Consider the following 21,694-nt stretch of genomic DNA (forward strand, 5'->3'; position numbering starts at 1 on the left):
CGACGATGGAAAAAACTGCCCGACAACGCATGGCGCGAAGCCGGCAGCTTCGATCCGATCCCCGCACTTCCGCTCCCTCTCCTTCCCGCAAGCCTGCCACAAGCTTGTTGAGGCATGGTCTGGCTAAGGAAAACCGGTAAAAGGCGGACTTTCTTGGCGATTTCTCCACCCAGCGACATCGTTATGGATGTGGCCCGAGCCGTCGACCCGGCGGATATCGAGACCGCCCGCGCCGCGCTGGCAAAGCGGGCCGGCGGCGCTGCGGGCACGTTTTCACTCGACACCGCCGCTTCGGTCGATGCCGGCTCGATCCTGTCGCGCGCCACCGCCGACAAGGCCGCCGCTGCAACCGACCCGGCCAACAAATTCAAGAAGTTCGAGGCGATGGTGCTGCAGACCTTCATCCAGAACATGCTGCCAAAGGATACCGAGGGCGTCTACGGCAAGGGCCTGGCCGGCGACATGTGGAAATCGCAGCTTGCCGAGCGGGTCGCGGACGTGATGGCCGAACGCGGTGGCATCGGCATCGCCAAGTCGATGCTTGCCGACCACTATCTCGAAGGCAAGCGCGTGGTTCCGGTCGGTCCGGTTTCGGGCGGGTTGGAAAAGACCGAGATCGACCAGCAAAACAGCCTGTCGACCTCGCTGGTCCACCAATTACAGCGCAAGGCTGCGGGGTCGATGACCGGTGACGAGACGATCATAAAAACAAACATCAAGATCTAAACTGGGAAACGCCATGGCCGACTTTTCGGAATCCACCCCCAACCTGCCAGTACGCACGACGGCGTCGGAAGCGCCGATCCCGTTCGCGCGGCCCGGCAACCTCGCCGCCATCATCGGTCGCATCGAGGAAGTGGTCGAGGAAGAGACCGCCGGTATCCGCAACGCGACCAACTATGATCTCAAGGCGTCGAACGCCCGCAAGAGCCGCTACCTCTACGAGTTGACCCGCGCCATGAAGGGCGGCAGCGAAGCCGAATTCCTCGAACAGCACCGCGAGGGCCTGACCCGGCTGCGCCAGAAGCTGGCGAAGAACGAAGCGGCGATCCTCGCGCATCTCAGCGCGGTCAACGAAGTCGCCAGCCTGCTGCGGCACGCCATCCAGCGCGCCGAGACCGACGGCACCTACTCCGCCGGCGAGTTCGGCTGGATGAAGGCATGATGCCGAACACGAGCGACACTTCGGAGATCCTGCCGAAGCAACGGCGCAGTGCCGCGTCGCCTTCGCAAGGGACGGATCAAGGGACTGACAAGAGTAGATGATCAAGGTCATCGCCATCGCCGTCTGGATTTGCGCCGCAACCCTCGGCGCCGTGTTCTATTCGTTTCAGGCGGCCGGCGAGCGCGGTGTCGGCGAAACGCCGAAGCCGATGCTGGGCGGTCTCGACTACGTCAAGACCGACATCATTTCGGTGCCGCTGATCCGCGATTCTGAGATCGGCGGCTATTTCCTGACCAAGCTCGTCTACACCGTCGAACCCGAGCAGATAAAGAAGCTGTCCATTCCGGCCGAAGCGCTGATCACCGACCAGGTCTATTCCTACCTCTATTCCAATCCGCAGATCGACTTCACCAACAAGGCGACCATCGATCTCGATGCCTTCCGCGCCGCAATCCGCGATACCGTCAACGCGCGTGTCGGCGCGCCTTTGGTGCATGAAGTTCTGATTGACCAGGTCAATTTCCTGTCGAAGGACGAAATCCGCGACAACTGGCTGCGCCGCAAGAAAAGCGAAACGGCGACCGAAATGACCAAGGCGTTCAAGGAACACTGAGTTGCCCTGCTCACAGGCCCGGTCACATCGAGCCTCGCCTGCCGCAAGGGCAGGAACCAGCCACCCGAATCCGCGTTGACGTAAACGTCAACCCAAAGCTATATGCGGCAGCGACCGTGATCGCGAAACCGCGGCATGGGCTTCGGCTGGATCGAAGCGCCGTTGCGAGACAGATGCAACCAGACAAGGAGAACAGCGTGAGCGTTCAGGAGATTGCCGAGAAGATCAAGTCGCGGGTGGCCAGCAGCGGGTTCGATCGTTCCGTGAAATTCGACACCGGCAGCGACGGCGTCATCGTCATCGACGGCGCGACTGTCTCGAACACCGATGCACCCACCGACTGCACCATCAAGCTCTCGCTCGACGATCTGGATTCGCTGATCGCTGGCGACCTGAACCCGACAATGGCGTTCATGACCGGCAAGATAAAGGTCGAAGGCGACATGACCGTCGCCATGGCGCTCAGCCAGCTGATCGGCTGAAGGCATCCAGCCGCCCAGGCGGCGGCACCCACCAATTGCGAAAAAACGCCGCCTTTTTCGGGCGGCGTTTTTGCATGAAATGCTGGCGGCTTCGTGTCTCAGGCCGCCGATATCAATTCCTGCGCCTTCAGCTTGCGGCCGGCCGCCTTCAGCTTGCGACCGGCCGCCTTCAGCGTGCCGTGCACGCCGTCAAGCGCGCCTTCCACCAGTTCCAGCGCCAGCAGGCGGTGCCGCTCATAGGGTCCTGGCATGGCAAGTGAACCGGTCTTCTCGGCCGAGAAGCCGAAGCGCGCGTAATAGGGCGCATCGCCGACCAAAAGGATAGCGGCATGGCCGAGACGCGCCGCTTCGGCGATGGCATGGCGCATCAGCGCCGAGCCGATGCCGGCATTCTTGAGCGACGGGTCGACGGCAAGCGGGCCAAGCAGCAGCGCGGCCGCACCGCCCTCGCCCAGCCTGACATCCCACAGCCGCACGGTGCCGGCCACGCCGCCCGAAGCATCGCGGGCGACGAAGGCCAGCCCTTCCGAGGGCCGCCGGCCACGCCGCAACTTCTCCGACGACTTTTTCCTGCGCTTCGGCCCCATGGCCCGATCGAGCAACGCCTCGCGCGCCGCGACATCGGCGGCGGTTTCGGCGACCATCCCAAAGGCCGGTGCGTGGCCCCCAATTTCAACTGGCATTTCCATTTCAAATGACATTTCCATTTCCGCAATCCCTGGCGAGCGGAGATCTGTTCCACAGGCGAGCCCGGGTGGACGACAGGCGCCCACCTGGGGTGATCTGATCGGCTCTCTCAGCGCATTTTCAGGCGAAGTTGTGTCCGGTTCGCCGTCCGAAAATGCGCTGAGGAAGCGCCGTCAGATCACGTAGGATCGGAGAGGCTCGAAGCCGTTGAAGGCGACCGCCGAGTAGGTGGTCGTGTAGGCGCCGGTGCCTTCGATCAGCACCTCGTCGCCGATCGTCAGCGACAAAGGCAGCGGATAGGGCGTCTTCTCGTACATCACGTCGGCCGAATCGCAGGTCGGGCCGGCGAGCACGCAAGGTGCTGTCTCCGTGCCGTCATGCGCGGTGACGATCGGGTAGCGGATCGCCTCGTCCATCGTCTCGGCCAGGCCGCCGAACTTGCCGATGTCGAGGAACACCCAGCGCACATTGTCGTTGGCCGCTTTCTTCGAGATCAGCACGACTTCCGACTTGATGACGCCGGCATTGCCGACCATGCCACGGCCCGGCTCGATGATGGTCTCGGGAAGCGCATTGCCGAAATGCTTGCGCAGCGCCGAGAAGATCGCCTGGCCATAGGCCTGGGCGGCCGGCACGTCACGCAGATAGCGCGTCGGGAAACCACCGCCCATATTGACCATCTTCAAGACGATGCCTTCTTCGGCGAGCGTCGCGAACACCACCTTGGCGTCGGCCAGCGCACGGTCCCAGGCGGTCAGGTCGGTCTGCTGCGAGCCGACATGGAACGACACGCCATAGGCGTCGAGGCCGAGCCCCTTGGCATGGCGCAGCACGTCGACGGCCATCGCCGGCACGCAGCCGAACTTGCGCGACAGCGGCCACTCGGCGCCCTCGCCATCGGTCAGCACGCGGCAGAACACGCGCGCGCCTGGAGCGACGCGGGCGATCTTCTCGACCTCTTCGACGCAGTCGACCGCGAACAGGCGGATGCCGAGCTGGTAGGCGCGTGCGATGTCACGCTCCTTCTTGATGGTGTTGCCGAAGGAGATGCGGTCCGCCGGCGCACCCGCGTCCATCGCCATCTCGACTTCGGCAACGGAAGCGGTGTCGAAGGACGAGCCCATCGCAGCAAGCAGGCGCAGGATTTCCGGCGCCGGGTTTGCTTTCACCGCATAGTAGATCTTGGAATCAGGCAGCGCCTTCTCGAAGGCACGGAAATTGTCGCGCACGACATCGAGGTCGACGACGAGGCAGGGGCCGGTCGGACGTCGGGTGGCGAGAAAGTCAAGAATGCGCTGGGTGGCCATCGGGGTCTCTCCATCAGCGCCTTTCGGCGCGCAATAAGGCTGCGGGACGCGGGCTGTCGGCCTCGCGAACTCGCGGTGGACAAAGGCGGGACGGAAATTCATGGAACCAGCCGGTGGAGACCCCGGAACCATGAAGCGCCGTCTCGCGGCGGTGAACCTTGGCCTTGCCCGGCCTCGGTTCGCTTTGTCTGCCTTGGCTTGGATGGGAGACCCGTCCGCACTGCCGGCAATGAAGGTGTGCCTCTTCAGTAACCCCGGTTTTTGGACAACCGGCAGAACACCAGAAAGGCCCGCACCGTCGTTGCTTCAAGGTGTCCTCGGGCTGGCGGTTGGCCGCTAGACCGACTGGAGGGGTTGGCTCCAGTTACCTTACCGATTTCCCTCACCATTCGAGGATCGGCGGACACCCACAGGCACGTGCGACTTTGGGCAAGCGCGATATAAGGGCGAAGACTTTCACAATCAATAAAAATCGTATCGCAGGTTGTAAAATTTCTGGCGTCGAACAATGTTGCGGCAACCGTATCCGGATATCGAACGATGACAGGCACGCACGGCCCTCTCAACGCCTTTCTCGATCTTCGCCAGATGCCAGTGGCACATGCCGAACTCGGCCCGCTGGCCGGCCTGCGGCTGGCCGTCAAGGACATCTACGACGTCGCCGGCTACCGCACCGGTTGCGGCAATTTGCAAAAATTCGCCGAAAGCTCCGCAGCCTCGCGCACCGCACCCGCCGTGCAGATGATCCTCGATGCCGGCGCACGCTTCGTTGGCAAGACGCAGACCGACGAGCTTGCCTTCGCGCTGTTCGGCCAGAATGCGCATTTCTCGTTTCCGGTGAACCCGGCGGCACCCGACCGCGTCACAGGCGGCTCCTCATCGGGATCGGCGGCGGCGGTGGCGGGCAGGCTGGCCGATATCGCCACCGGCTCCGACACCGGCGGCTCGATCCGCGCCCCGGCGAGCTTTTGCGGACTGATCGGGCTGCGCACCACGCATGGCCGCATTCCGCTCGACGGCACGATGAAGCTGGCGCCGAGCCTCGACACGTTCGGCTGGTTCGCCGACGACATCGAGACCTACGAAACCGTCGGCAAGCTGCTGCTCGGCCGCGATCCGCACCAGCATGTGTTGGACCGGCCGCTGGCACTGGATTGGCTGGATGGATTGGTCGCCCGCCCGGCGCTTGCCGAATATGGTGAAATGAAGGGGCTGGCGGGCAAGGTCTTCGGCGCGCCGATGACGCCGGGAGTGCGCTTCTCCTCATCTCCCGATGAACTCTACTGGTGCTTTCGCCGGCTGCAGGCCAGGGAGGCCTGGGCGGTGCATGGCGAATGGATCACCAGCGGCGAGCGCGGCCTTGGCCCCGGCGTCGAGGAGCGTTTCGGCTTTGGCCGCGCCGTCGACGACAAGACAGCCCAGGCCGAGAAGGTGCGACGTCTGACCTTTTGCGGCGAACTGAGCGCCCTGCTCGGCAAGAACGGCTTCCTTGTCCTGCCGACGGTGCCTGGTCCGGCACCTTACGTGGACAGCACGCCGGAGCAGTTCCAGGCCTATCGCGAACGGGCGCTCCAACTTCTGTGCCTGGCCGGCCTGTCCGGTTTTCCACAGATCACACTGCCGGTCGGCGCGGTCGCCGGCGCTCCGTTCGGCCTGTCGCTGCTTGGCCCTTCCGGCAGCGACATTGCCCTGATACGGCTCGGCCGGAAACTTCTCGACGCGGCACGAAAGGCCTGACCATGGACACACTGACGCGCATGCGTGCCTTCATCGACGTGGTCGAGGCCGAGGGCTTTTCGGCGGCGGCGCGCAAGATCGGCCGTTCCAAGGCCTTGCTGTCGAAATATGTGCGCGAGTTGGAGGACGAACTCGGCGCTTTGCTGCTCAACCGCACCACGCGCCAGTTCTCGATGACAGAGGCCGGCCACACCTATTACCGGCGCGCCTCGGAGATCGTGCGCGAGGTCGACAGCCTGGCCGACGCGGTGCGTGAATCCTCCGGTGACGTGCGCGGCCGGATCAAGCTGTCGGCGCCGCGCACCTTCGCCGATGCGCCGATCGGCCAGTCCCTGATCGACTTCGCCAAGCAGCATCCCGACATCGTCCTCGACATCCAGCTCGACGACCGCTTCGTCGATCTGGTCGAGGAGGGCTTCGATCTTGCGGTGCGCATCTCGCGGCTGGAGAACTCGTCGCTGATCGCCAGGCGGCTGGCGCCGTTTTCGATAAAGCTCTGCGCCTCCCCCGAACTGATCGCCAAGCATGGCATGCCGACAAGGCCGCAGGATCTCAGCCGCATGCCTTGCATCGTCGACACCAATGGCCGCGGACTGAACAACTGGCCGTTCAAGGGCGACAATGGCGATCCGGTGAGCGTTTCGGTGTCCGGTCCGGTCGAGGTCAACAGCCCGATGACGGCGAGAGCCGCGGCCGTGGCGGGTCTCGGATTTACCGTCCTGCCGGATTTCATCGCCGCGCCCGACCTCGCGAGCGGCCGGCTGGTGGCGGTGATGGATGACCGTATCCTGTCGGGCGGCGGCATCTTCGCCGTCTACCCGCACCGTCGCTATCTGCCGGCGAAAGTCCGCGTCTTCGTCGACTTTTTGGTGCAGTGGTTCAGGACGCGCGAGGCTGGCTGACCGGCGTCAATAGTCTCGTGGTCCCAATTTCGCCCCCTTTCTGGTAACTCTCGGCAACTCTTCCGAGGCCTATGGACCGAGAATGAATCTGAAACGGCACGCAATCATGCTGGCTTCGGCCTTGGCGGCTACTTTTGCCGCCACTGGACCCGCTTACGTGCATCCGCATGTCTTCGCCGAGGCCCGCCTCGACGTGATTCTCTCCACGGATCACCAAAGCGTGAAGGCTCTGCGTCATCTCTGGCGCTTCGACGATCTGTTTTCCTCGACCGTGATGATGGAGTTCGACAAGAACTCCGACCTGAAGCTCGACGACAAGGAGCTGAAGGAAGTCGCCGACACCGTTCATGCCTCGCTGGCCGAGTTCAATTACTTCCAGCTCGTCACCGTCGACGGCAAGGACGTGGCGATGACGCCGCCGCCGCATCTGATGGCCAATTTCGACAACGATCAGCTGATCATTCTGTTCGAGTCCGAACCTAAGGTGCCGATCAAGCTCAACGGCAAAATCGATATCGGCGTCTACGATCCGACATTCTACACGGCGATCGACTTCACCGAGGACTCCAACATCACGGTTGAAGGCCTGCCTTCGAACTGCACCAGCAAGGTGGTCCGTCCGGACCCGGACGAGGCCATCAAGGAAAACCAGAAGACCCTCACCGATGCCTTTTTCAATGACCCGACCGGCACCGATATGAGCAAGATCTTCGCCACCAAGCTCGAACTGACCTGTCAGCCAGAAGGATGAAGCCGGTGACGAAACCGTCCCTGCGTTTGGCATTCGGCCTGTTGGCCCTCACTGTCGCCATGATGCATTTCGCCGACGCCGCTCATGCCCAGAGTTCGCTCGGCATCGGCGTCAATGACGGCATGGCGCCCACCACCGGCCCATTTGCCCACATCCTGATGTGGATCAATCTCAGGCAGCAGGAATTCTATCGTGCGCTGGCAACGGCGATGAAGGCGATGCGCCAGGACGGCAGCAAGATTTGGATACTCATCGGCCTGTCCTTCGCCTACGGTATTTTCCATGCGGCCGGCCCCGGCCACGGCAAGGCGGTGATCTCGTCCTACATGGTGGCCAATGAGGTGGCGTTGCGGCGCGGCATCCTCTTGTCCTTCGTCTCGGCGCTGCTGCAGGGCCTGACCGCGGTCGCGGTGATGGGGGTCGCCTATTTCGTCCTGCGCGGCACCTCCGTCTCGATGACGGACGCAGCCTGGTTCATGGAGATCATGAGCTTTGTCTTCGTCACCCTGTTCGGCGCCTGGCTGCTGTGGCGCAAGCTCGGCCCTTCCATCCTCCGTCTGTTCGGAAGAGGCCCGGCCTACAGCCTGTCGGCGGCTCACGCCGGCCATTCTCACGCCGGTCATTCTCATGGGGGTCATTCGCATGCCGGTCACTCCCATGCAGCTCACAGCCATTCGGCGCATGCTCATGCGCACGCGCTACACGCGCATGACCATGTGCACGGCCCTTCGCACGATCATCACGATCATGCCGAACACGATCATGAACACCACGATCACGCGGCGGGCGAAGTCTGCGACACCTGCGGCCATTCGCACGCACCCGATCCGGCGCTGCTGTCGGGCGATCGCTTCGACTGGCGCACGGCGTGGACGGCGGTGGCGGCGGTCGGCATCCGCCCCTGCTCCGGCGCGCTGATCGTGCTCAGCTTCGCCCTGCTCAACGGGCTCTGGCTCGGCGGCCTGCTGTCGGTGCTGGCGATGTCGCTGGGAACGGCGATCACCGTATCGGCACTGGCGACACTGGCGGTGACCGCCAAGAACTGGGCGGTGTATTTCGCCGGCGACGGCCGCATGGGCAACCGCATCCACTCGATCGTCGAGATCGGCGGCGCAGCCTTCGTGTTCCTGTTCGGATTGTTGTTGCTGTCGGCGAGCTTGGCGAGCGGCGGATGATGCCCGGCGCCGCGAGGCTCGGGGTTTAACCCGCGATCTTGCCGCCGAGTTCGTCCTCGATATGCGCGCGGATGATTTCGTCAAAACTGTTCTCGGCGCTGAAGCCCAGTTCCCTTGACCGCCGCGCCTCGAACCGTGTTGGCCAGCCCTTGACGATCGCCCAGATCGTGTCATCCGGCTCCTCGCGGATCAGGCTTACCGCCTTCGGCCCGGCGATGCGTTCCAGCGCCTCGATCTGTTCGCCGACGGTGACGGCGACGCCAGGCATCGTCAGGTTGCGGCGTGGCCCGACGGCGCTGCTGTCGATCCCTGCCGCATGGATCAGGAAGTTGACCGCCGAGCGCGGGCTGGCATGCGTGTGCACGACCGAGCGCGGCACCGGCAGGATCGCCTCCTGGCCGCTCAACGGCTCGCGGATGATGCCGGAGAAGAAGCCGGACGCCGCCTTGTTCGGCTTGCCCGGCCGCACGCAGATCGTCGGCAGCCTGATGCCGATGCCGTCGAAGAAACCGCGCCTGGAATAGTCGGCCAGCAGCGCTTCGCTCATCTGCTTCTGGGTGCCGTAGGAGGTCAGCGGCGTCGGATGGAAGTCATCGGGAATGACATCCGGGAACGGCGCGCCGAACACCGCGATCGACGAGGTGAAGACGACGCGCGGCGCAAAGCCCGCCAGCCGGATGGCATCGAACAGGGCCCGCGTGCCATCGAGATTGACGCGGTAGCCGAGATCGAAATTGGCTTCCGCCTCGCCCGATACGATGCCCGCGAGATGAAAGACGACATCGGGACGCGATGCGACCAGGCGCTCAGCGGCACCCGCTTCGGCGAGATCGCCGGTGTGCAGCGTGACGCTGACGCCATCCAGGCTCGGTGCCTGCGGCGGCACGATATCGTGTAAATCGAGCGCGGTGATCTTGCCGCCGCGCAGCGTGCCGTCCTTGGCCAGCCGGGCGATGAGCTTGCGGCCGACCATACCCGCGGCGCCAGTGATCAGAATGCGCATATCGAAAATCCCTTGCCTATTTACCCTGGTTTTTGCGCTGGTTGCGGGCCCGCAGCCAGAACACCGAGAAGAACGCCAGCACGAAGACGACGCCGAAGGCGCCGGCCAGCACGGTCGAAAGGCTGCCGAGTGCCAGCATCACGGTCGGCAGATAGTAGGCGCCGATACCGAACAGAAGCATGATCCACACTGCGGCGATAAGAGCATTCCTGGTGTCGCGATCCATCACGCCGCACCAGGGCAGCGGGTGTTCATCAAGCTGGTTTTCAAGGTTTTGCAACTCCCGAGGCAGGACCAATCGACGTCGATCGATCGGTCCTAATGATGGTGGTCGTGATAGGCTGCCGCTTCATGCTCGTGCCCATGCCCGTGCTCGTCGCCATCGTCGGCGCACTGGCCGAATTCCGGTTCCACGGTGGCATGGCTGATGCCGTGCTCGCTGGCAAGCCGCTTCTTGACGGCACTCACCGCCTGATGCGCATCGACGCCCTCGTCGAGACAGGCATGCAGCGTCGCCATGTTGCTGGTCCCGTCGAGCGACCAGACATGCATGTGGTGCACTTCGCGCACGCCCTGGATCGTCGCCTCGATATCCCTGGCGATCAGATCGCGGTCGAGGCTTGGCGGCACGCCCTCGAGCAGGACATGAGCGGCTTCTCGCATCAGCGACCACGCCGTGTACAGGATCAGCAGCGAGACCAGGACCGACAGGATCGGGTCGATCGGCGTCCAGCCCGTCGCCAGGATGACCAGCGCCGCCGCTATGGCCGCAGCCGAGCCGAGCAGGTCGCCAAGCACATGCAGGATGGCGCCGCGCATGTTCAGGCTCTCGCGGTCGCCGCCATGCAGCACGAAGAACGAGCCGATGTTGACCAGCAGGCCGAGGATCGCCACCGCCAGCATTGGCCCGCCAAGCACTGGTGCCGGCGCCTGCAGGCGCCCCCACGCCTCATAGACGATCCACAGCGCGATGACGAAGATGGCGATGCCGTTGGTATAGGCCACCAGCGTCTTCACCCGGCCGAAGCCGTAGGTGAGGCGAACGGTCGCCGGGCGGCCGGCTAGATGGAAAGCATACCAGGCCAAGCCGAGCGCGATCGAGTCGGCGAGCATGTGGCCGGCATCGGCCAGCAGCGCCAGCGATCCGGTGAGGATGCCGCCAAGCGCTTCGGCGACCATGAAGCCGCCGGTCAGGCAGGCTGCGATCAGAACGCGTTTCTTGTCGGTCGAGCCATGCACATGGCCAGGCCCATGATCGTGCCCAGTGTGATCATGCCCGCGGTGATCGTTTGTATGTGCCAATGGCGAACTCCTAAGCGCCGAATTCCGCGCGACAATCCTCGAGCCGTCGCTTCTGCTGGCCGTCGCCATCGAAATTGGCCGGATCGAGCCACGCCTCATAGGCACTGCGCAGAGCCGGCCACTCCTTGTCGATGATCGAATACCACGCGGTGTCGCGGTTTTCACCCTTGACGATCAGATGCTGGCGGAAAATGCCTTCGAACTTGAAGCCGAACCGTTCGGCCGCCCGCTTCGACGGCTCGTTGCGGTTGTTGCACTTCCATTCGTAGCGGCGGTAGCCGAGTTCGTCGAAGATGTATTTCATGAACAGGAACTGCGCTTCGGTTGCTCCCGGCTTGCGCGAGATGAGCGGTCCCCAATAGATGTTGCCGATCTCGATGACGCCGTAAGCCGGATCGATGCGCATCAGCGTCTGGCGTCCGGCGACCTTGCCGCTGGCTTTGTCGATGACGGTGAAGAACAGCGGATCCTCGCTGGCCTCGACCTTGTCCAGCCATGGCTGGAAGGCGGCGCGGGTCTCCGGCGGGAAGTCCGGCAGCCAGGCGAAGCGGCCGTCGATGTCGGACACGGAGGATGCTTCATAGAGGCCATCGCCGTGTTTTGCAGCACTCAGCGGCTCAAGCCGGACAGTGCTTCCGTCGATGGTCTTGCGTTCAGGCCGCGGGCGCGGTTGCCAATCCCTGAGATTTTCCGACACCGAAAGCTCCAATCCGTTTGACTTTTGCCAGCCGAAGCTCACAAAAACGCGACCCAACAGCAAGAACCACACGGACGGGAAAAATGCTCCACACGATTTCGGCCTTCGACCGTCTCGGCGAGGAAAATGCATTCGCGGTGCTGGCGCGGGCGACAGCCCTTGCAAGCCAAGGTCGGGACATCGTCAATCTCGGCATCGGCCAGCCGGACTTCAAGACGCCGCAGCACATCGTCGAGGCGGCGATCAAGGCGTTGCGCGACGGTCACCACGGCTACACGCCGGCCAACGGCTTGCTGGCGACGCGCGAGGCGGTGGTGCGGCGCACGCTGACCACCACCGGTGTCGAAGTATCGCCCGAAACGGTGATGATCCTGCCCGGCGGCAAGCCGACCATGTTCGCGGCGATCCTGATGTTCGGCGAACCTGGCGCCGAAATCCTCTATCCCGATCCGGGCTTCCCCATCTATCGCTCGATGATCGAGTTCACCGGTGCGGCGCCTATTCCGGTGCCGATGCGCGAGGAGAACGGCTTTGCCTTCTCCGCCGAGGAGACGCTGGCCTTGATCACCTCGAAGACCAGGCTGCTGATCCTCAACTCACCCGCAAATCCGACCGGCGGCGTCACGCCGCGTGCCGAGATCGAGAAACTGGTCAAGGGGTTGGAGGCGCATCCGCACGTCGCCATCCTCTCCGACGAGATCTACGACGTCATGACCTATGATGGCGAGACGCATTGCTCGCTGCTCGGCTTTCCCGAGATCCGCGACCGGCTGATCGTGCTCAATGGCTGGTCGAAAACCTGGGCGATGACCGGCTGGCGCATGGGTTGGTCGATCTGGCCGAATGGCGACAAGGGCGCCCATCTCTACGACAAGGTGCGCAAGCTGGCTGTCAACTGCTGGTCCTGCGTCAACGCGCCGAGCCAATTCGCCGGCATCGCGGCAATCGACGGCCCGCAGGACGATGTCGCCAATATGATGCGCGCCTTCGACCGCCGCCGGAAGATCGTCGTCGAGGGACTGAACGCCCTGCCTGACATCTCCTGCATCACGCCCAAGGGCGCGTTCTACGCTTTCCCCAACGTCTCGAAGACCGGCTGGAAGGCCAAGAAGCTGGCCTCGGCGCTGCTCGACGATGCCGGTGTGGCGCTGATCGGCGGTCCCGATTTCGGCATTCTCGGCGAAGGCTATATCAGGCTCTCCTACGCCAATTCCGAGGAGAACATCTTGCGGGCGCTGGAACGGATCGGGGCCTTCCTGGCGAAGTAAGCTTGAAAGCGGCCCGCTGTCCTCTTCCGGACAATTGCGGCTGTGGCATCACGGTGTCATGAGCCGTCCGGAGGCGCGCGGCCAAGACTGGCGTGCATGTCGAGAACGGCTACGGTCCTCGGATCAGGATCGAAGTGGGGTGACATCGGATGTTCTATGCAATCCTTGCCTATCATGTGGAAGACGCAATCAAAGCGCTGACGCCGCAGGAAGATACGGCGCTGATGGCTGACTTGCTCAAGATCCATCAAGGGCTCTATGCCGACGGCAGCCTTGGGCCGTCGGCGCGGCTTGACGCGACACAATCGGCCTGCACCTTGCGCGACGGCATGATCGTCGACGGCCCCTTCGCCGAAACCAAGGAACAGCTTCTCGGCCTCTATGTCGTCGACTGCCCGACGCGGGACGATGCCATCGCTATCGCGCGCGAGTTTCGTCGCGTCAATCCGACCGCCGTGTACGAGATCCGTCCTATCGCGCTCTATCTACCCGGCGCAGAGCTACCGGGAGAATAACTACCCACGCCCGACAAACGGCATCTTGGTCGCCATGACGGTCATGAACAGCACGTTGGCCTCGAGCGGCAGGCTGGCCATATGGACGACGGCGTCGGCGACGCGCTGAACATCCATCACCGCTTCGGCTGATATCGAGCCGTTGGCCTGCGGCACGCCGACCGTCATCGGCTGCGCCATATCGGTCAGCGCATTGCCGATGTCGATCTGGCCGCAGGCGATGTCATAAGGCCGGCCGTCGAGCGCCAGCGTCTTGGTCAGCCCGGTGATGGCATGCTTGGTCGCCGTGTAGGGCACCGAGCCCGGGCGCGGCGCATAGGCCGACACCGAACCGTTGTTGATGATGCGGCCACCCATCGGCTTCTGCTTGCGCATGGCGCCAAAGGCGGCACGGGCACACAGGAACGAACCGGTGAGATTGACGCCGACGATATCGTTCCACACTTCGACCGGTATCTCGTCGATCGGCGCCGATTTGTAGCCCATGCCGGCATTGTTGAAGAGCAGGTCGACACGGCCGAAGGCCGCCGCCACGGTCTCGAACAGATCGTCGACCTCGCCTGCCTTGCTGATATCGCAGGCTACCGCCAAGGCCTTGGCGTCGGTGCGGCCGGCCTCGGCGACCGCAGCGTCCAGCACCGACTTGCGGCGCCCGCAAAATACCGTGTTCCAGCCGTTCTTGAGCAGCGCCGTGGCGACGCTCTTGCCGATGCCCGTGCCGGCCCCGGTGACGATGGCGGTTCTTTGCTCGGTCATGGCTGTTGTCCTCCGGCAGAGCTGCGCTTGCTCGACTGATTTTCGGGTTTTGGCTCGAAAAAGGAAGGCATCGCAAATGACGGCGGCGATGGCAAGCGTGTCCATCCGATCGGGCCGACAAAAAGGGCGGCCATTGGCGACCGCCCCTGATCTGAACCGGGCTTGGGAGGAGGAAAAGCCGATCCGACTGTGTTGAATGATGCGCTTGCTGGGTTAACGAGAGGTTAACCCGGAAAGTGCCTCCTGTGCCGTTTTGGCCTACCAGCGCGGATTGGGTGACGTCCCTGCCTTGGCCGGCACCTTGGCCGCCGAAACCGTTGCCTCGACATGGTCGACCAGCGCGTCCGGCAGGCCGAGCCGGCCTGCAAGCAGGTCGAGATAGCCACGCTCGGCGCGGGTGTCGGGATCGATGGTCAGGCGCGATGCCGTGTAGAGTTCGAGCTTCTGCGCGTCGGTCTTGGCGCCGGCCACCAGCGTGTCGAGGTCGAGCGGGCTTGCCAGCTCCGCCATCAGGAACTTTTCGGCATCGGAGTCTATGCCGGCCAGGCTGAGCTTGCCGGCGATCTTCTGGCGCTCTTCATCGTCGATATGGCCATCGGCCTTCGCCGCCGAGATCATCGCCCGTATCAGGGTCAGCGTGAATTCGTCCTCGCCTTGCGGCGACGGGTGGAAGGCGGTGTCCTTGGGCGGCGGCAGCAATTCCGGCTCGCCGGCCGCCGGTGCTTCGGCGGGTGCGTTGCCGGCCTTGTAGTTCTGGTAGGCCTTGTAAGCGAGGCCGCCGATGGCAGCAAGTCCGCCAAGCTTCACCGCGGCGCCCGTCACGTTACGACCGGCACCAGTTCCAAGCAGCACGGCGGCCAGTGCGCCGGCGGCCAGCGGATTGTCCTTGGCCATCTGCACGGCCTGCCCCGCCTTGTCGCGAACGGTGCCGCTGGTGCCGGGGATTTGCGAGCCGAGCAGATCGTCGAGAAGCTTCTTGGGATCGAACATTCAGTGCCTCCAGGCTTTGCCCGGCCGAACGGGCAGGTTTCGGACGTCGAAGACGTAGGTCCCGAAACTTGACATTGCAATGACAGCGGCCGCTTTGCAGCAGCTCGATGCCTGGATCAGGAGCCGATATGCGGCTCTCTGCCCCGCGCCTGCGCAAGCTCGACCTGGCGCTGGCGCTCGGCATAACGCTGGCGGTCCTCGTCCGAACGCGCATCGAAGCAATGCGGGCAGGAAATACCGGCGGCGAATTTGGGCGACGTCAGGTCGCCCGGCGTCAGCGGGCGGCGGCAGGCGCGGCACAGTTCCGCTTTGCCCTCGGCGAGGCCGTGCGACACCGAAACGCGCTCGTCGAAGACGAAGCATTCGCCTTGCCAGAGGCTCTGTTCGGCCGGAACCTCTTCGAGGTATTTGAGGATGCCGCCCTTGAGATGAAAGACGTCCTCGAAGCCGAGCGATTTGACATAGGCGGTTGCCTTTTCGCAGCGTATGCCGCCGGTGCAGAACATCGCCACCTTGCGGCCTTCGAACTCCCCCCGGTGCGCCTCCACCCAGGCCGGGAACTCGCGAAAGCTTGCGGTGGCCGGGTCGATCGCACCCCTGAATGTGCCAATCGACACCTCGTAGGCGTTGCGCGTGTCGATGATGACAGTGTCGGGCTGCGAAATCAGCGCGTTCCAGTCGGCCGGCGCGACATAGGTGCCGGCACTTTTCGAAGGATCGATGTCATCGACACCCATGGTAACGATCTCGCGCTTCAGCCGCACCTTCATGCGGTGGAACGGCATGTCCGCGGCTGCGCTGTACTTGACCTCGAGGCCAGCCAGCCCTTCGATGGCTTCAAGGTACAGGATCAGTTCGGCAATTGCCGTCTCGCTGCCGGCGACGGTGCCGTTGATGCCTTCATGCGCCAGAAGCAGCGTGCCCTTGATGCCGCGCCCACAGCAGAAGGCGGCGAGCGGCGCGCGCAGTTCTTCGAAAGCGTCGAGCCGGGCAAACCGGTAGAGCGCTGCGACGCGGAAGGGTGGAAGTGATGTCATTGCCGAAGCCACTAAACGCTCACGAAAGCCGATTCAAGGCAGAGCAAGCATCCTGTTCGGAGGTCACTGGCGCAAATCTGCACCATAGGCGAATTTGTACCATAGCTGAGATCAGGGAGTCAAGAAAAAATTCCTATCCTGAAAAACTGTCGGCACAAAACTGCCGACACCGCCGAGCTGGCAGCCGCCTTTGTGAGCTAAGCCTGGCGAGCATGGGCGACGCGTGACATCGCGACACGGCCGGTTTCGTGGACAGGAAAACGGCCTTCTGCTAACCGGTTGAATTGTCCCACGCCACGGAGAGACACATGCCCAGCAAGACCGAAAAACTCCTGTCGCTCCTCAACGGCCAGCCCGTCATCCCGGTGCTGAAGATCTCTGATGTCGCCAATGCGGTGCCGCTGGCACGCGCGCTGGCACGCGGCGGCCTGCCGGCTATCGAGATCACGCTGAGGACCGCCGACGCACTGGAAGCGATCCGACGGGTGGCCGGTGAAGTCGAGGACGCCATCGTCGGCGCCGGCACCATCCTCGATGCGGGCCAGTTCGAAGAGGCAGCCGCCGCAGGCTCTCGGTTCATCGTCAGCCCCGGCATCACCCGCGAGCTTCTGGCGGCAGCCGCCGGCAGCGATGTTCCGCTGCTGCCCGGCGCCATCACACCCGGCGAGATCATGGCCGCGCGGGAAGCCGGCTTGCGCTTCCTGAAATTCTTCCCGGCCGAGCAGTCGGGCGGCATCGCTTCGCTGAAGGCCTTCGCCTCACCGCTCGCCGATGTGAAATTCTGCCCGACCGGCGGCATCTCGGCCAAGAACGCGGCTGACTATCTAAGCCTGCCCAACGTGGTCTGCGTCGGCGGTTCTTGGGTGGCGCCCGACGACCTCGTCAAGGCCGGCAAGTGGGACGAGATCGAAGCCCTGGCGCGCGCGGCGAGCAAGCTTGCGAAATAAGGCTTCGGCCACGGCATGAAAATACCCGGCCGACTCGCGTCGACCGGGTTTGCCAAATCGGCTCCGAACCGGATCAGCTACAGACCCGAACCTTTTCAACCACCCTGTGGTGATGCTTCCAGCTTGTGACCACCTTGGTCCGGCAATGCTTCTTCATGTGCATATGGTCATGAGTCTTGACGACAATGGTCTCGGCCTGCGTAGGGGCGATGGCCGCCGAAGCGGTTGCCAATGCGATGACCGATGCCAATAGGATGTTCTTCATGGATCTCCCCGGGTTTGAACGAACCTACATTAACCCGGGGAATAGGCCGACCGTTCCGGCTTCACGAGAAGTTCAGCCGCGCGTGACCGTGCGGGCTGGCCCGGTTCGCTGAACAACAAAAAGCCGCGCTGGTTGCCCGGCGCGGCTTTGTCGATTGATTTGCCGTCACTTGGTCTGGAAGCGGGCCACCGACATGAACTTGACGGCGTTGCCGGTGAAGCGATTGGCATCGGCCACCTGGCTGCTCGGCTGGAAGCCGGCCGTGTAGACCTCGCTCGGCGGCGTGTGCACGATGCTGTAGGCGTAACCCGGCGCCGTCGTCGCGCTTGAAACGGTGGCGACATGCTCGCCGCTGGTCAGCGCCCAGCGGGCGGCCTGCGGTGCGGCTGCAACCACCATGGCCTTGGGGCCTGGCTTCAGGTCGCGGGCGGTGGCTCTCGATTCCTTGCGGGTCGTCTTGACGCCGGCGCCGATCGCGGCGGCCGGATCGGAACCGGCCGGACGGGCAACGACAGCATCGCGCGGCGATGCGGCGTTGGTGCCCGGATCGTTGAACGCCGAACGCGGCTCGGATCCGGACAAGGAAGCAAGCTGGTAATCGGCCGCACCGACCTGTGCATTGGCCTCGTCGAGCACGGCCTTGACCGCATCCGGCCTGGCCATCTCGGGCCGCGCCGTCGGCAGCACCGAGAACGCATCGGTCGCGGTCTTGCCTTGATCAGCCGTCTCGGCCAGCGCCATCAGCACATCCTTGCTGGGCGGCGCAGCCAGAGCGGCCGGCAGCGAATTGTCGGGACGCCATGTCGGCAACGGTATGTTGTTGACCGCGATCTGGGCCGGATTAGCCGAAGCCGTTGCATCGGCCAAGCCGAAAGGAACGCTCGCCGGCGCATGCGCGGTCGCCACGGCCTGCTCGGTGGTGGCTGTCGCCTCCGCCATCGCAAAAGGAACGTTCTCAGGCTGCTGAGCGCCGACATCGGCTTTCGGCCGCGGTGCGAAATCCGGCAGCGGAATGCTTCGGGCCGGCAATGCCGCGATGATCGTCTCCGGCGTGTCCTCTTCCGGCTCCGGAGCCTGCTGCTCGGTCACCTGCGGAATCTCGGCGCGCCGCGCATTCTCCGGCGCCACGATGGCAATACCCGGGAGGTTGCTGGTCTTGGCTGCTGCTGCCGGCTTCAGGTTTCTCGCCTTGGGCGGGGGGGCGGCCGAAGCGGTCTGGACATCGGCGCTGTCTTCGGCCTCGTCGTCGCCGCCGCCGAAGAATGCCGACAGGAACCCGCCTGACTTCTTGCCGCTGCCGCCAGCACTGGCCATCTCGATGGCCGGCGAGCCTGAACCCTTGCGCGCCTTGTAGGAGGCGAGCGCCTGCTCAAAGCCGGGCAGCGGCCTGCCGTCGCTCGGCACATGCAGCGTCTTGCCATTGGGGAACAGGCTGACCAGTTCCTGCCGGCTGATACCCGGCCAATGGCGCACATTGCCGACATCCATGTGGACGAACGGCGAACCGGATGACGGATAGTAGCCGACGCCGCCGCCCTGCATCTTGAGACCGATGTTACGCAGCTTCTTCAGCGGCACGCCGGGGATGTAAAAATCCATCGCCTTGCCGAGCATGTGCTGGCTCTTCTCGGCGACGCCCCTGCTGCGGCCGCGCAGCATCGAGTTCGTCGACGGCGAGCGATAGCCGCAGATGACCTGGATGTAGTCCGTGGCACCTGCTTCCCGATACGCTTCCCAGACCAGATCCAGCAGACGCGGATCCATCTTGGTCGGCTCGTTGCGACGCCAGTCGCGCAAAATGATGTTGATCTTCCTGAGACCCTCGGGAACGTAGCGGCCGTTGCGCTTGTAGACGATCTCGGCCTTCTCATGGGTGTGGAGATGATAAAGCTTCAGCGACCGTGTTTCGGCGCTGGCTCCGCTCGCAGCCGCGGCAACAAAACCAAAAGCGACAACCAACACTGCCAGCCACTTCGGCCAGACGCTCAAATGATGGTGCCGCCTGTTTGTGTGTCGTTCGATTCTGTTCAAATCAAAAGGCCTTGCAGGCTGCCGTTTGTCCCCGGATTTGTCCAAACGGATGTGGCATTAGCACACCCGAATATCGATCCTAATGGTTAATCATCGCTTATTGAAGCCGAAATGCGGTAACACCGTGGCGATATCCCGTCAAAAATTGTTCACAAGGTTTCTTGGTAAACCGCTGGTTTAGATCAGATTTTCGCCTTCGGCCCGAACACGATCTGTTACCGTTAGCCTTAATGCGTGAACAGAGCTGTCCATGACACAGCCACAATGCCGCTGAAACGGCGACACAAGGGCTGTTATGGCATTGCAGCTGGCGCCGGTCTTATGGCAAAGCCGGATTCGGGCCGAAGCTCAGCCCGGCATCACCTCTAGGAGGCGAGTCGGTCCACGCGGCCTGTCTCCGGATCGATGCCGTGTTCCTTGAGCTTGCGATAGAGCGTCGAGCGGCCGATGCCGAGTCGGCGGGCGACTTCGCTCATCTGTCCGTTGTAGTGATCGATGGCAAGCTTGATCATCTCGAGTTCGACATCGGCCAATGCCCGCACATTGCCGCGCTCGTCGAGCGCCCGCAACGTGCCGAAGCGAGGCTGCAGCCTTGCCGGCGGATCGAACGCGATTGCCGGGCCGCCCTCGCCGGGCAAGGCTTCGTCATCGCGCCCCTCCAAAGACAGGGACGGCGACGGCGCGTCGCCGTCCATATCCAGGTTGACGGTGCCTTCCACTTGCGCCCGTATCTGCGGGAAGTCCTCGGCGGAAAGCACATCGCCTTCGCAAAGCACGGAGGCCCGGAAGACGGCATTTTCGAGCTGCCGGATGTTTCCGGGCCAGTCATAGGCCTGCAGCACGGCGAGCGCTGCCGCCGAAATACCTTGCAGGCGATGACGCGGGTCGGCCGGCGCCACCTTCTCCATGAAATGGGTGACCAGATACGGGATGTCGTCGCGGCGGTCGCGCAGCGGCGGCACGAAGATCGGATAGACGTTCAGCCGATAGAACAGATCCTCGCGGAACTTGCCGTCCTTGACCTGCTGCAGGAGGTTGCGGTGCGTCGCCGAAATCAGCCTGATGTCGACCCTGACGGTCGAGCGGCCGCCGACCGGGTCGACCTCGCCGTCCTGGACCGCGCGCAACAGCTTGACCTGCACGTCGAGCGGCAGGTCCCCGATCTCGTCGAGGAACAGTGTGCCCGAATGCGCTTCGACGAACTTGCCCGTGTGCTTGTCGGTGGCGCCGGTGAACGAGCCCTTCTCATGGCCGAACAGGATCGATTCGACCAGATTGTCGGGGATGGCGCCGCAATTGACCGTGACGAAGGGTTTCGAACGGCGGTCGCCACTGCCCTGGATGGCGCGCGCCACCAGTTCCTTGCCGACGCCGGACTCGCCCTCGATCAGGATCGGGATGTTGGATGCCGCCGCTTTCTGGCCAAGGCGGATCACCCTGTCCATGGCCGGGCTGTGCGTGATCATGTCCTTGAAGGTCAGGAGGCCGCCGCGCCGGCGCGACGTGCGCTTGACCTCGCCCTCGACGGCCTCGACCTTGAGCGCATTGCCGATCGACGCCTGCAGCCTGTCGGGAGACGCCGGCTTGACGACGAAATCGAAGGCGCCATGACGCATCGCCGAAACCACGGTCTCGATGCCGCCCTGCGCGGTCTGCACGATGGTCGGCACGTTGATGTCGCGTTCGCGCATCGCCTTCAGCACGCCGATACCGTCGAGACCGGGCATGACCAGATCGAGGATGACCACCGACACCTCGCGGGCGCCGGGTCCATCGAGGATATCGAGAGCGGCCGCGCCGCCGTCGACGACGATTGCGCTGTAGCCGAACCGCGTCACCGCCGCTTCGAGCAGCCGGCGTTGCACCGGATCGTCATCGACTATGAGTATGGAACCTGTCATGACTGATACGACTATGCCCGCCCGAGGAATCCTGCCCTGTGGACCATCTTGGCACAGGGTTCTAAATAAGGTTTCAAAAAACCCGGTGAATGAATTCCTTAGGATTTGACCGGCTTCTCGTTTCCCCTTGAACCTTGGCCACGGAAGGTGTCGGCAATGCATA

The 21,694-nt window shown here is 63.6% G+C and carries 23 protein-coding genes; 11 read left to right on the plus strand and 12 right to left on the minus strand.

Features of this window, described 5'->3' with window-relative positions; all coding sequences use genetic code 11:
- Positions 1-114: 114 nt before the first annotated feature.
- The 4 genes from NKI69_RS23730 to NKI69_RS23745 all read left to right on the plus strand — a co-directional run bounded on the left by NKI69_RS23730 (position 115) and on the right by NKI69_RS23745 (position 2,260).
- Positions 115-726 carry a rod-binding protein gene (locus NKI69_RS23730; protein ID WP_352722612.1) on the plus strand — a complete coding sequence of 204 codons (612 nt, stop codon included), beginning with the start codon at positions 115-117 and terminating at the stop codon, positions 724-726.
- A gap of 13 nt (positions 727-739) precedes the next feature.
- Positions 740-1,165 carry a hypothetical protein gene (locus tag NKI69_RS23735; RefSeq protein ID WP_023810032.1) on the plus strand — a complete coding sequence of 142 codons (426 nt, stop codon included), beginning with the start codon at positions 740-742 and terminating at the stop codon, positions 1,163-1,165.
- Positions 1,166-1,262: 97 nt separating this feature from the next.
- Positions 1,263-1,778, plus strand: a complete 516-nt coding sequence (locus NKI69_RS23740; protein ID WP_023810033.1) for a hypothetical protein — start codon at positions 1,263-1,265, stop codon at positions 1,776-1,778.
- Between the two features lie 197 nt (positions 1,779-1,975).
- Positions 1,976-2,260, plus strand: a complete 285-nt coding sequence (locus NKI69_RS23745) for an SCP2 sterol-binding domain-containing protein (RefSeq protein WP_013529756.1) — start codon at positions 1,976-1,978, stop codon at positions 2,258-2,260.
- A gap of 98 nt (positions 2,261-2,358) precedes the next feature.
- On the opposite strand, the gene NKI69_RS23750 is transcribed toward NKI69_RS23745, so the two are convergent.
- Positions 2,359-2,949 (minus strand): GNAT family N-acetyltransferase, encoded by a 591-nt coding sequence (locus tag NKI69_RS23750; RefSeq protein ID WP_352441937.1) that lies wholly within the window; start codon positions 2,947-2,949, stop codon positions 2,359-2,361.
- 171 nt (positions 2,950-3,120) lie between these two features.
- On the minus strand, positions 3,121-4,254 hold the full coding sequence (gene odc2, locus NKI69_RS23755; RefSeq protein WP_023810036.1) for an ornithine/lysine decarboxylase: 1,134 nt from the start codon (positions 4,252-4,254) through the stop codon (positions 3,121-3,123).
- 540 nt (positions 4,255-4,794) lie between these two features.
- Between odc2 and NKI69_RS23760 the strand changes: the two genes are divergently transcribed.
- The 4 genes from NKI69_RS23760 to NKI69_RS23775 all read left to right on the plus strand — a co-directional run bounded on the left by NKI69_RS23760 (position 4,795) and on the right by NKI69_RS23775 (position 8,819).
- A complete protein-coding gene (locus NKI69_RS23760; RefSeq protein ID WP_352722613.1) occupies positions 4,795-5,991 on the plus strand; it encodes an amidase in 1,197 nt (398 codons plus the stop codon).
- A 2-nt stretch (positions 5,992-5,993) separates the two neighbouring features.
- Positions 5,994-6,893 carry a LysR family transcriptional regulator gene (locus tag NKI69_RS23765; RefSeq protein ID WP_023810038.1) on the plus strand — a complete coding sequence of 300 codons (900 nt, stop codon included), beginning with the start codon at positions 5,994-5,996 and terminating at the stop codon, positions 6,891-6,893.
- Positions 6,894-6,975: 82 nt separating this feature from the next.
- Positions 6,976-7,644: a DUF1007 family protein gene (locus NKI69_RS23770; RefSeq protein WP_352722614.1), complete on the plus strand. Its 669-nt coding sequence runs from the start codon at positions 6,976-6,978 to the stop codon at positions 7,642-7,644.
- Positions 7,641-8,819 (plus strand): nickel/cobalt transporter, encoded by a 1,179-nt coding sequence (locus tag NKI69_RS23775; protein WP_352722615.1) that lies wholly within the window; start codon positions 7,641-7,643, stop codon positions 8,817-8,819. The genes NKI69_RS23770 and NKI69_RS23775 overlap by 4 nt, the downstream gene beginning before the upstream one ends.
- A 25-nt stretch (positions 8,820-8,844) precedes the next feature.
- Here the strand turns inward: NKI69_RS23775 and denD are convergent, their stop codons facing one another.
- The 4 genes from denD to NKI69_RS23795 all read right to left on the minus strand — a co-directional run bounded on the left by denD (position 8,845) and on the right by NKI69_RS23795 (position 11,821).
- Positions 8,845-9,822 (minus strand): D-erythronate dehydrogenase, encoded by a 978-nt coding sequence (denD, locus tag NKI69_RS23780; RefSeq protein ID WP_023810041.1) that lies wholly within the window; start codon positions 9,820-9,822, stop codon positions 8,845-8,847.
- Positions 9,823-9,838: 16 nt separating this feature from the next.
- Entirely contained in the window at positions 9,839-10,051 is a 213-nt protein-coding gene (locus NKI69_RS23785; RefSeq protein ID WP_023810042.1) for a hypothetical protein, read from the minus strand.
- Positions 10,052-10,140: 89 nt separating this feature from the next.
- Positions 10,141-11,124, minus strand: a complete 984-nt coding sequence (locus tag NKI69_RS23790; protein ID WP_352677081.1) for a cation diffusion facilitator family transporter — start codon at positions 11,122-11,124, stop codon at positions 10,141-10,143.
- 10 nt (positions 11,125-11,134) lie between these two features.
- Entirely contained in the window at positions 11,135-11,821 is a 687-nt protein-coding gene (locus NKI69_RS23795; RefSeq protein ID WP_023810043.1) for a GNAT family N-acetyltransferase, read from the minus strand.
- 83 nt (positions 11,822-11,904) lie between these two features.
- Here NKI69_RS23795 and NKI69_RS23800 point away from each other — a divergent pair, with 83 nt between their 5' ends.
- Together NKI69_RS23800 and NKI69_RS23805 are read left to right on the plus strand one after the other, a co-directional pair.
- Positions 11,905-13,089: a pyridoxal phosphate-dependent aminotransferase gene (locus NKI69_RS23800; RefSeq protein ID WP_023810044.1), complete on the plus strand. Its 1,185-nt coding sequence runs from the start codon at positions 11,905-11,907 to the stop codon at positions 13,087-13,089.
- Positions 13,090-13,238: 149 nt separating this feature from the next.
- Positions 13,239-13,604, plus strand: a complete 366-nt coding sequence (locus NKI69_RS23805; RefSeq protein ID WP_023810045.1) for a YciI family protein — start codon at positions 13,239-13,241, stop codon at positions 13,602-13,604.
- On the opposite strand, the gene NKI69_RS23810 is transcribed toward NKI69_RS23805, so the two are convergent.
- From NKI69_RS23810 to trhO, 3 genes are all read right to left on the minus strand, one after another.
- On the minus strand, positions 13,605-14,360 hold the full coding sequence (locus NKI69_RS23810) for an SDR family oxidoreductase (protein ID WP_023810046.1): 756 nt from the start codon (positions 14,358-14,360) through the stop codon (positions 13,605-13,607).
- A gap of 258 nt (positions 14,361-14,618) precedes the next feature.
- Positions 14,619-15,350 carry a tellurite resistance TerB family protein gene (locus NKI69_RS23815; protein WP_023810047.1) on the minus strand — a complete coding sequence of 244 codons (732 nt, stop codon included), beginning with the start codon at positions 15,348-15,350 and terminating at the stop codon, positions 14,619-14,621.
- Positions 15,351-15,466: 116 nt separating this feature from the next.
- Positions 15,467-16,387, minus strand: coding sequence for an oxygen-dependent tRNA uridine(34) hydroxylase TrhO (gene trhO, locus NKI69_RS23820; protein WP_023810048.1), 921 nt, complete (start codon positions 16,385-16,387; stop codon positions 15,467-15,469).
- Between the two features lie 308 nt (positions 16,388-16,695).
- On the opposite strand from trhO, the gene NKI69_RS23825 reads away from it, so the two are divergent.
- Complete coding sequence (locus NKI69_RS23825) at positions 16,696-17,334, plus strand: 2-dehydro-3-deoxy-phosphogluconate aldolase (protein WP_128303107.1); 639 nt, start codon at positions 16,696-16,698, stop codon at positions 17,332-17,334.
- Between the two features lie 73 nt (positions 17,335-17,407).
- Here NKI69_RS23825 and NKI69_RS23830 read toward each other — a convergent pair whose 3' ends face one another.
- The 3 genes from NKI69_RS23830 to NKI69_RS23840 all read right to left on the minus strand — a co-directional run bounded on the left by NKI69_RS23830 (position 17,408) and on the right by NKI69_RS23840 (position 21,531).
- Positions 17,408-17,599: a hypothetical protein gene (locus tag NKI69_RS23830; RefSeq protein ID WP_127272097.1), complete on the minus strand. Its 192-nt coding sequence runs from the start codon at positions 17,597-17,599 to the stop codon at positions 17,408-17,410.
- Positions 17,600-17,764: 165 nt separating this feature from the next.
- On the minus strand, positions 17,765-19,588 hold the full coding sequence (locus NKI69_RS23835) for a peptidoglycan L,D-endopeptidase MepK (RefSeq protein WP_352722616.1): 1,824 nt from the start codon (positions 19,586-19,588) through the stop codon (positions 17,765-17,767).
- A gap of 407 nt (positions 19,589-19,995) precedes the next feature.
- Entirely contained in the window at positions 19,996-21,531 is a 1,536-nt protein-coding gene (locus NKI69_RS23840) for a sigma-54-dependent transcriptional regulator (RefSeq protein WP_128303109.1), read from the minus strand.
- Between the last annotated feature and the right edge of the window lie 163 nt (positions 21,532-21,694).

This window comes from Mesorhizobium sp. M0491, assembly GCF_040321265.1.
Classification (GTDB): Bacteria; Pseudomonadota; Alphaproteobacteria; order Rhizobiales; family Rhizobiaceae; genus Mesorhizobium.

Bases quoted from the DNA above. Each gene is read 5' to 3' on its own strand.
- NKI69_RS23775 (WP_352722615.1), top strand. From the start codon at position 7,641: ATGAAGCCGGTGACGAAACCGTCCCTGCGTTTGGCATTCGGCCTGTTG.
- NKI69_RS23830 (WP_127272097.1), bottom strand. From the start codon at position 17,599: ATGAAGAACATCCTATTGGCATCGGTCATCGCATTGGCAACCGCTTCG.
- NKI69_RS23825 (WP_128303107.1), top strand. From the start codon at position 16,696: ATGCCCAGCAAGACCGAAAAACTCCTGTCGCTCCTCAACGGCCAGCCC.
- NKI69_RS23750 (WP_352441937.1), bottom strand. From the start codon at position 2,949: ATGGAAATGCCAGTTGAAATTGGGGGCCACGCACCGGCCTTTGGGATG.
- NKI69_RS23805 (WP_023810045.1), top strand. From the start codon at position 13,239: ATGTTCTATGCAATCCTTGCCTATCATGTGGAAGACGCAATCAAAGCG.
- NKI69_RS23740 (WP_023810033.1), top strand. From the start codon at position 1,263: ATGATCAAGGTCATCGCCATCGCCGTCTGGATTTGCGCCGCAACCCTC.
- NKI69_RS23765 (WP_023810038.1), top strand. From the start codon at position 5,994: ATGGACACACTGACGCGCATGCGTGCCTTCATCGACGTGGTCGAGGCC.
- NKI69_RS23800 (WP_023810044.1), top strand. From the start codon at position 11,905: ATGCTCCACACGATTTCGGCCTTCGACCGTCTCGGCGAGGAAAATGCA.
- NKI69_RS23760 (WP_352722613.1), top strand. From the start codon at position 4,795: ATGACAGGCACGCACGGCCCTCTCAACGCCTTTCTCGATCTTCGCCAG.
- NKI69_RS23815 (WP_023810047.1), bottom strand. From the start codon at position 15,350: ATGTTCGATCCCAAGAAGCTTCTCGACGATCTGCTCGGCTCGCAAATC.
- trhO (WP_023810048.1), bottom strand. From the start codon at position 16,387: ATGACATCACTTCCACCCTTCCGCGTCGCAGCGCTCTACCGGTTTGCC.
- NKI69_RS23735 (WP_023810032.1), top strand. From the start codon at position 740: ATGGCCGACTTTTCGGAATCCACCCCCAACCTGCCAGTACGCACGACG.
- NKI69_RS23770 (WP_352722614.1), top strand. From the start codon at position 6,976: ATGAATCTGAAACGGCACGCAATCATGCTGGCTTCGGCCTTGGCGGCT.
- denD (WP_023810041.1), bottom strand. From the start codon at position 9,822: ATGCGCATTCTGATCACTGGCGCCGCGGGTATGGTCGGCCGCAAGCTC.
- NKI69_RS23840 (WP_128303109.1), bottom strand. From the start codon at position 21,531: ATGACAGGTTCCATACTCATAGTCGATGACGATCCGGTGCAACGCCGG.
- odc2 (WP_023810036.1), bottom strand. From the start codon at position 4,254: ATGGCCACCCAGCGCATTCTTGACTTTCTCGCCACCCGACGTCCGACC.
- NKI69_RS23810 (WP_023810046.1), bottom strand. From the start codon at position 14,360: ATGACCGAGCAAAGAACCGCCATCGTCACCGGGGCCGGCACGGGCATC.
- NKI69_RS23730 (WP_352722612.1), top strand. From the start codon at position 115: ATGGTCTGGCTAAGGAAAACCGGTAAAAGGCGGACTTTCTTGGCGATT.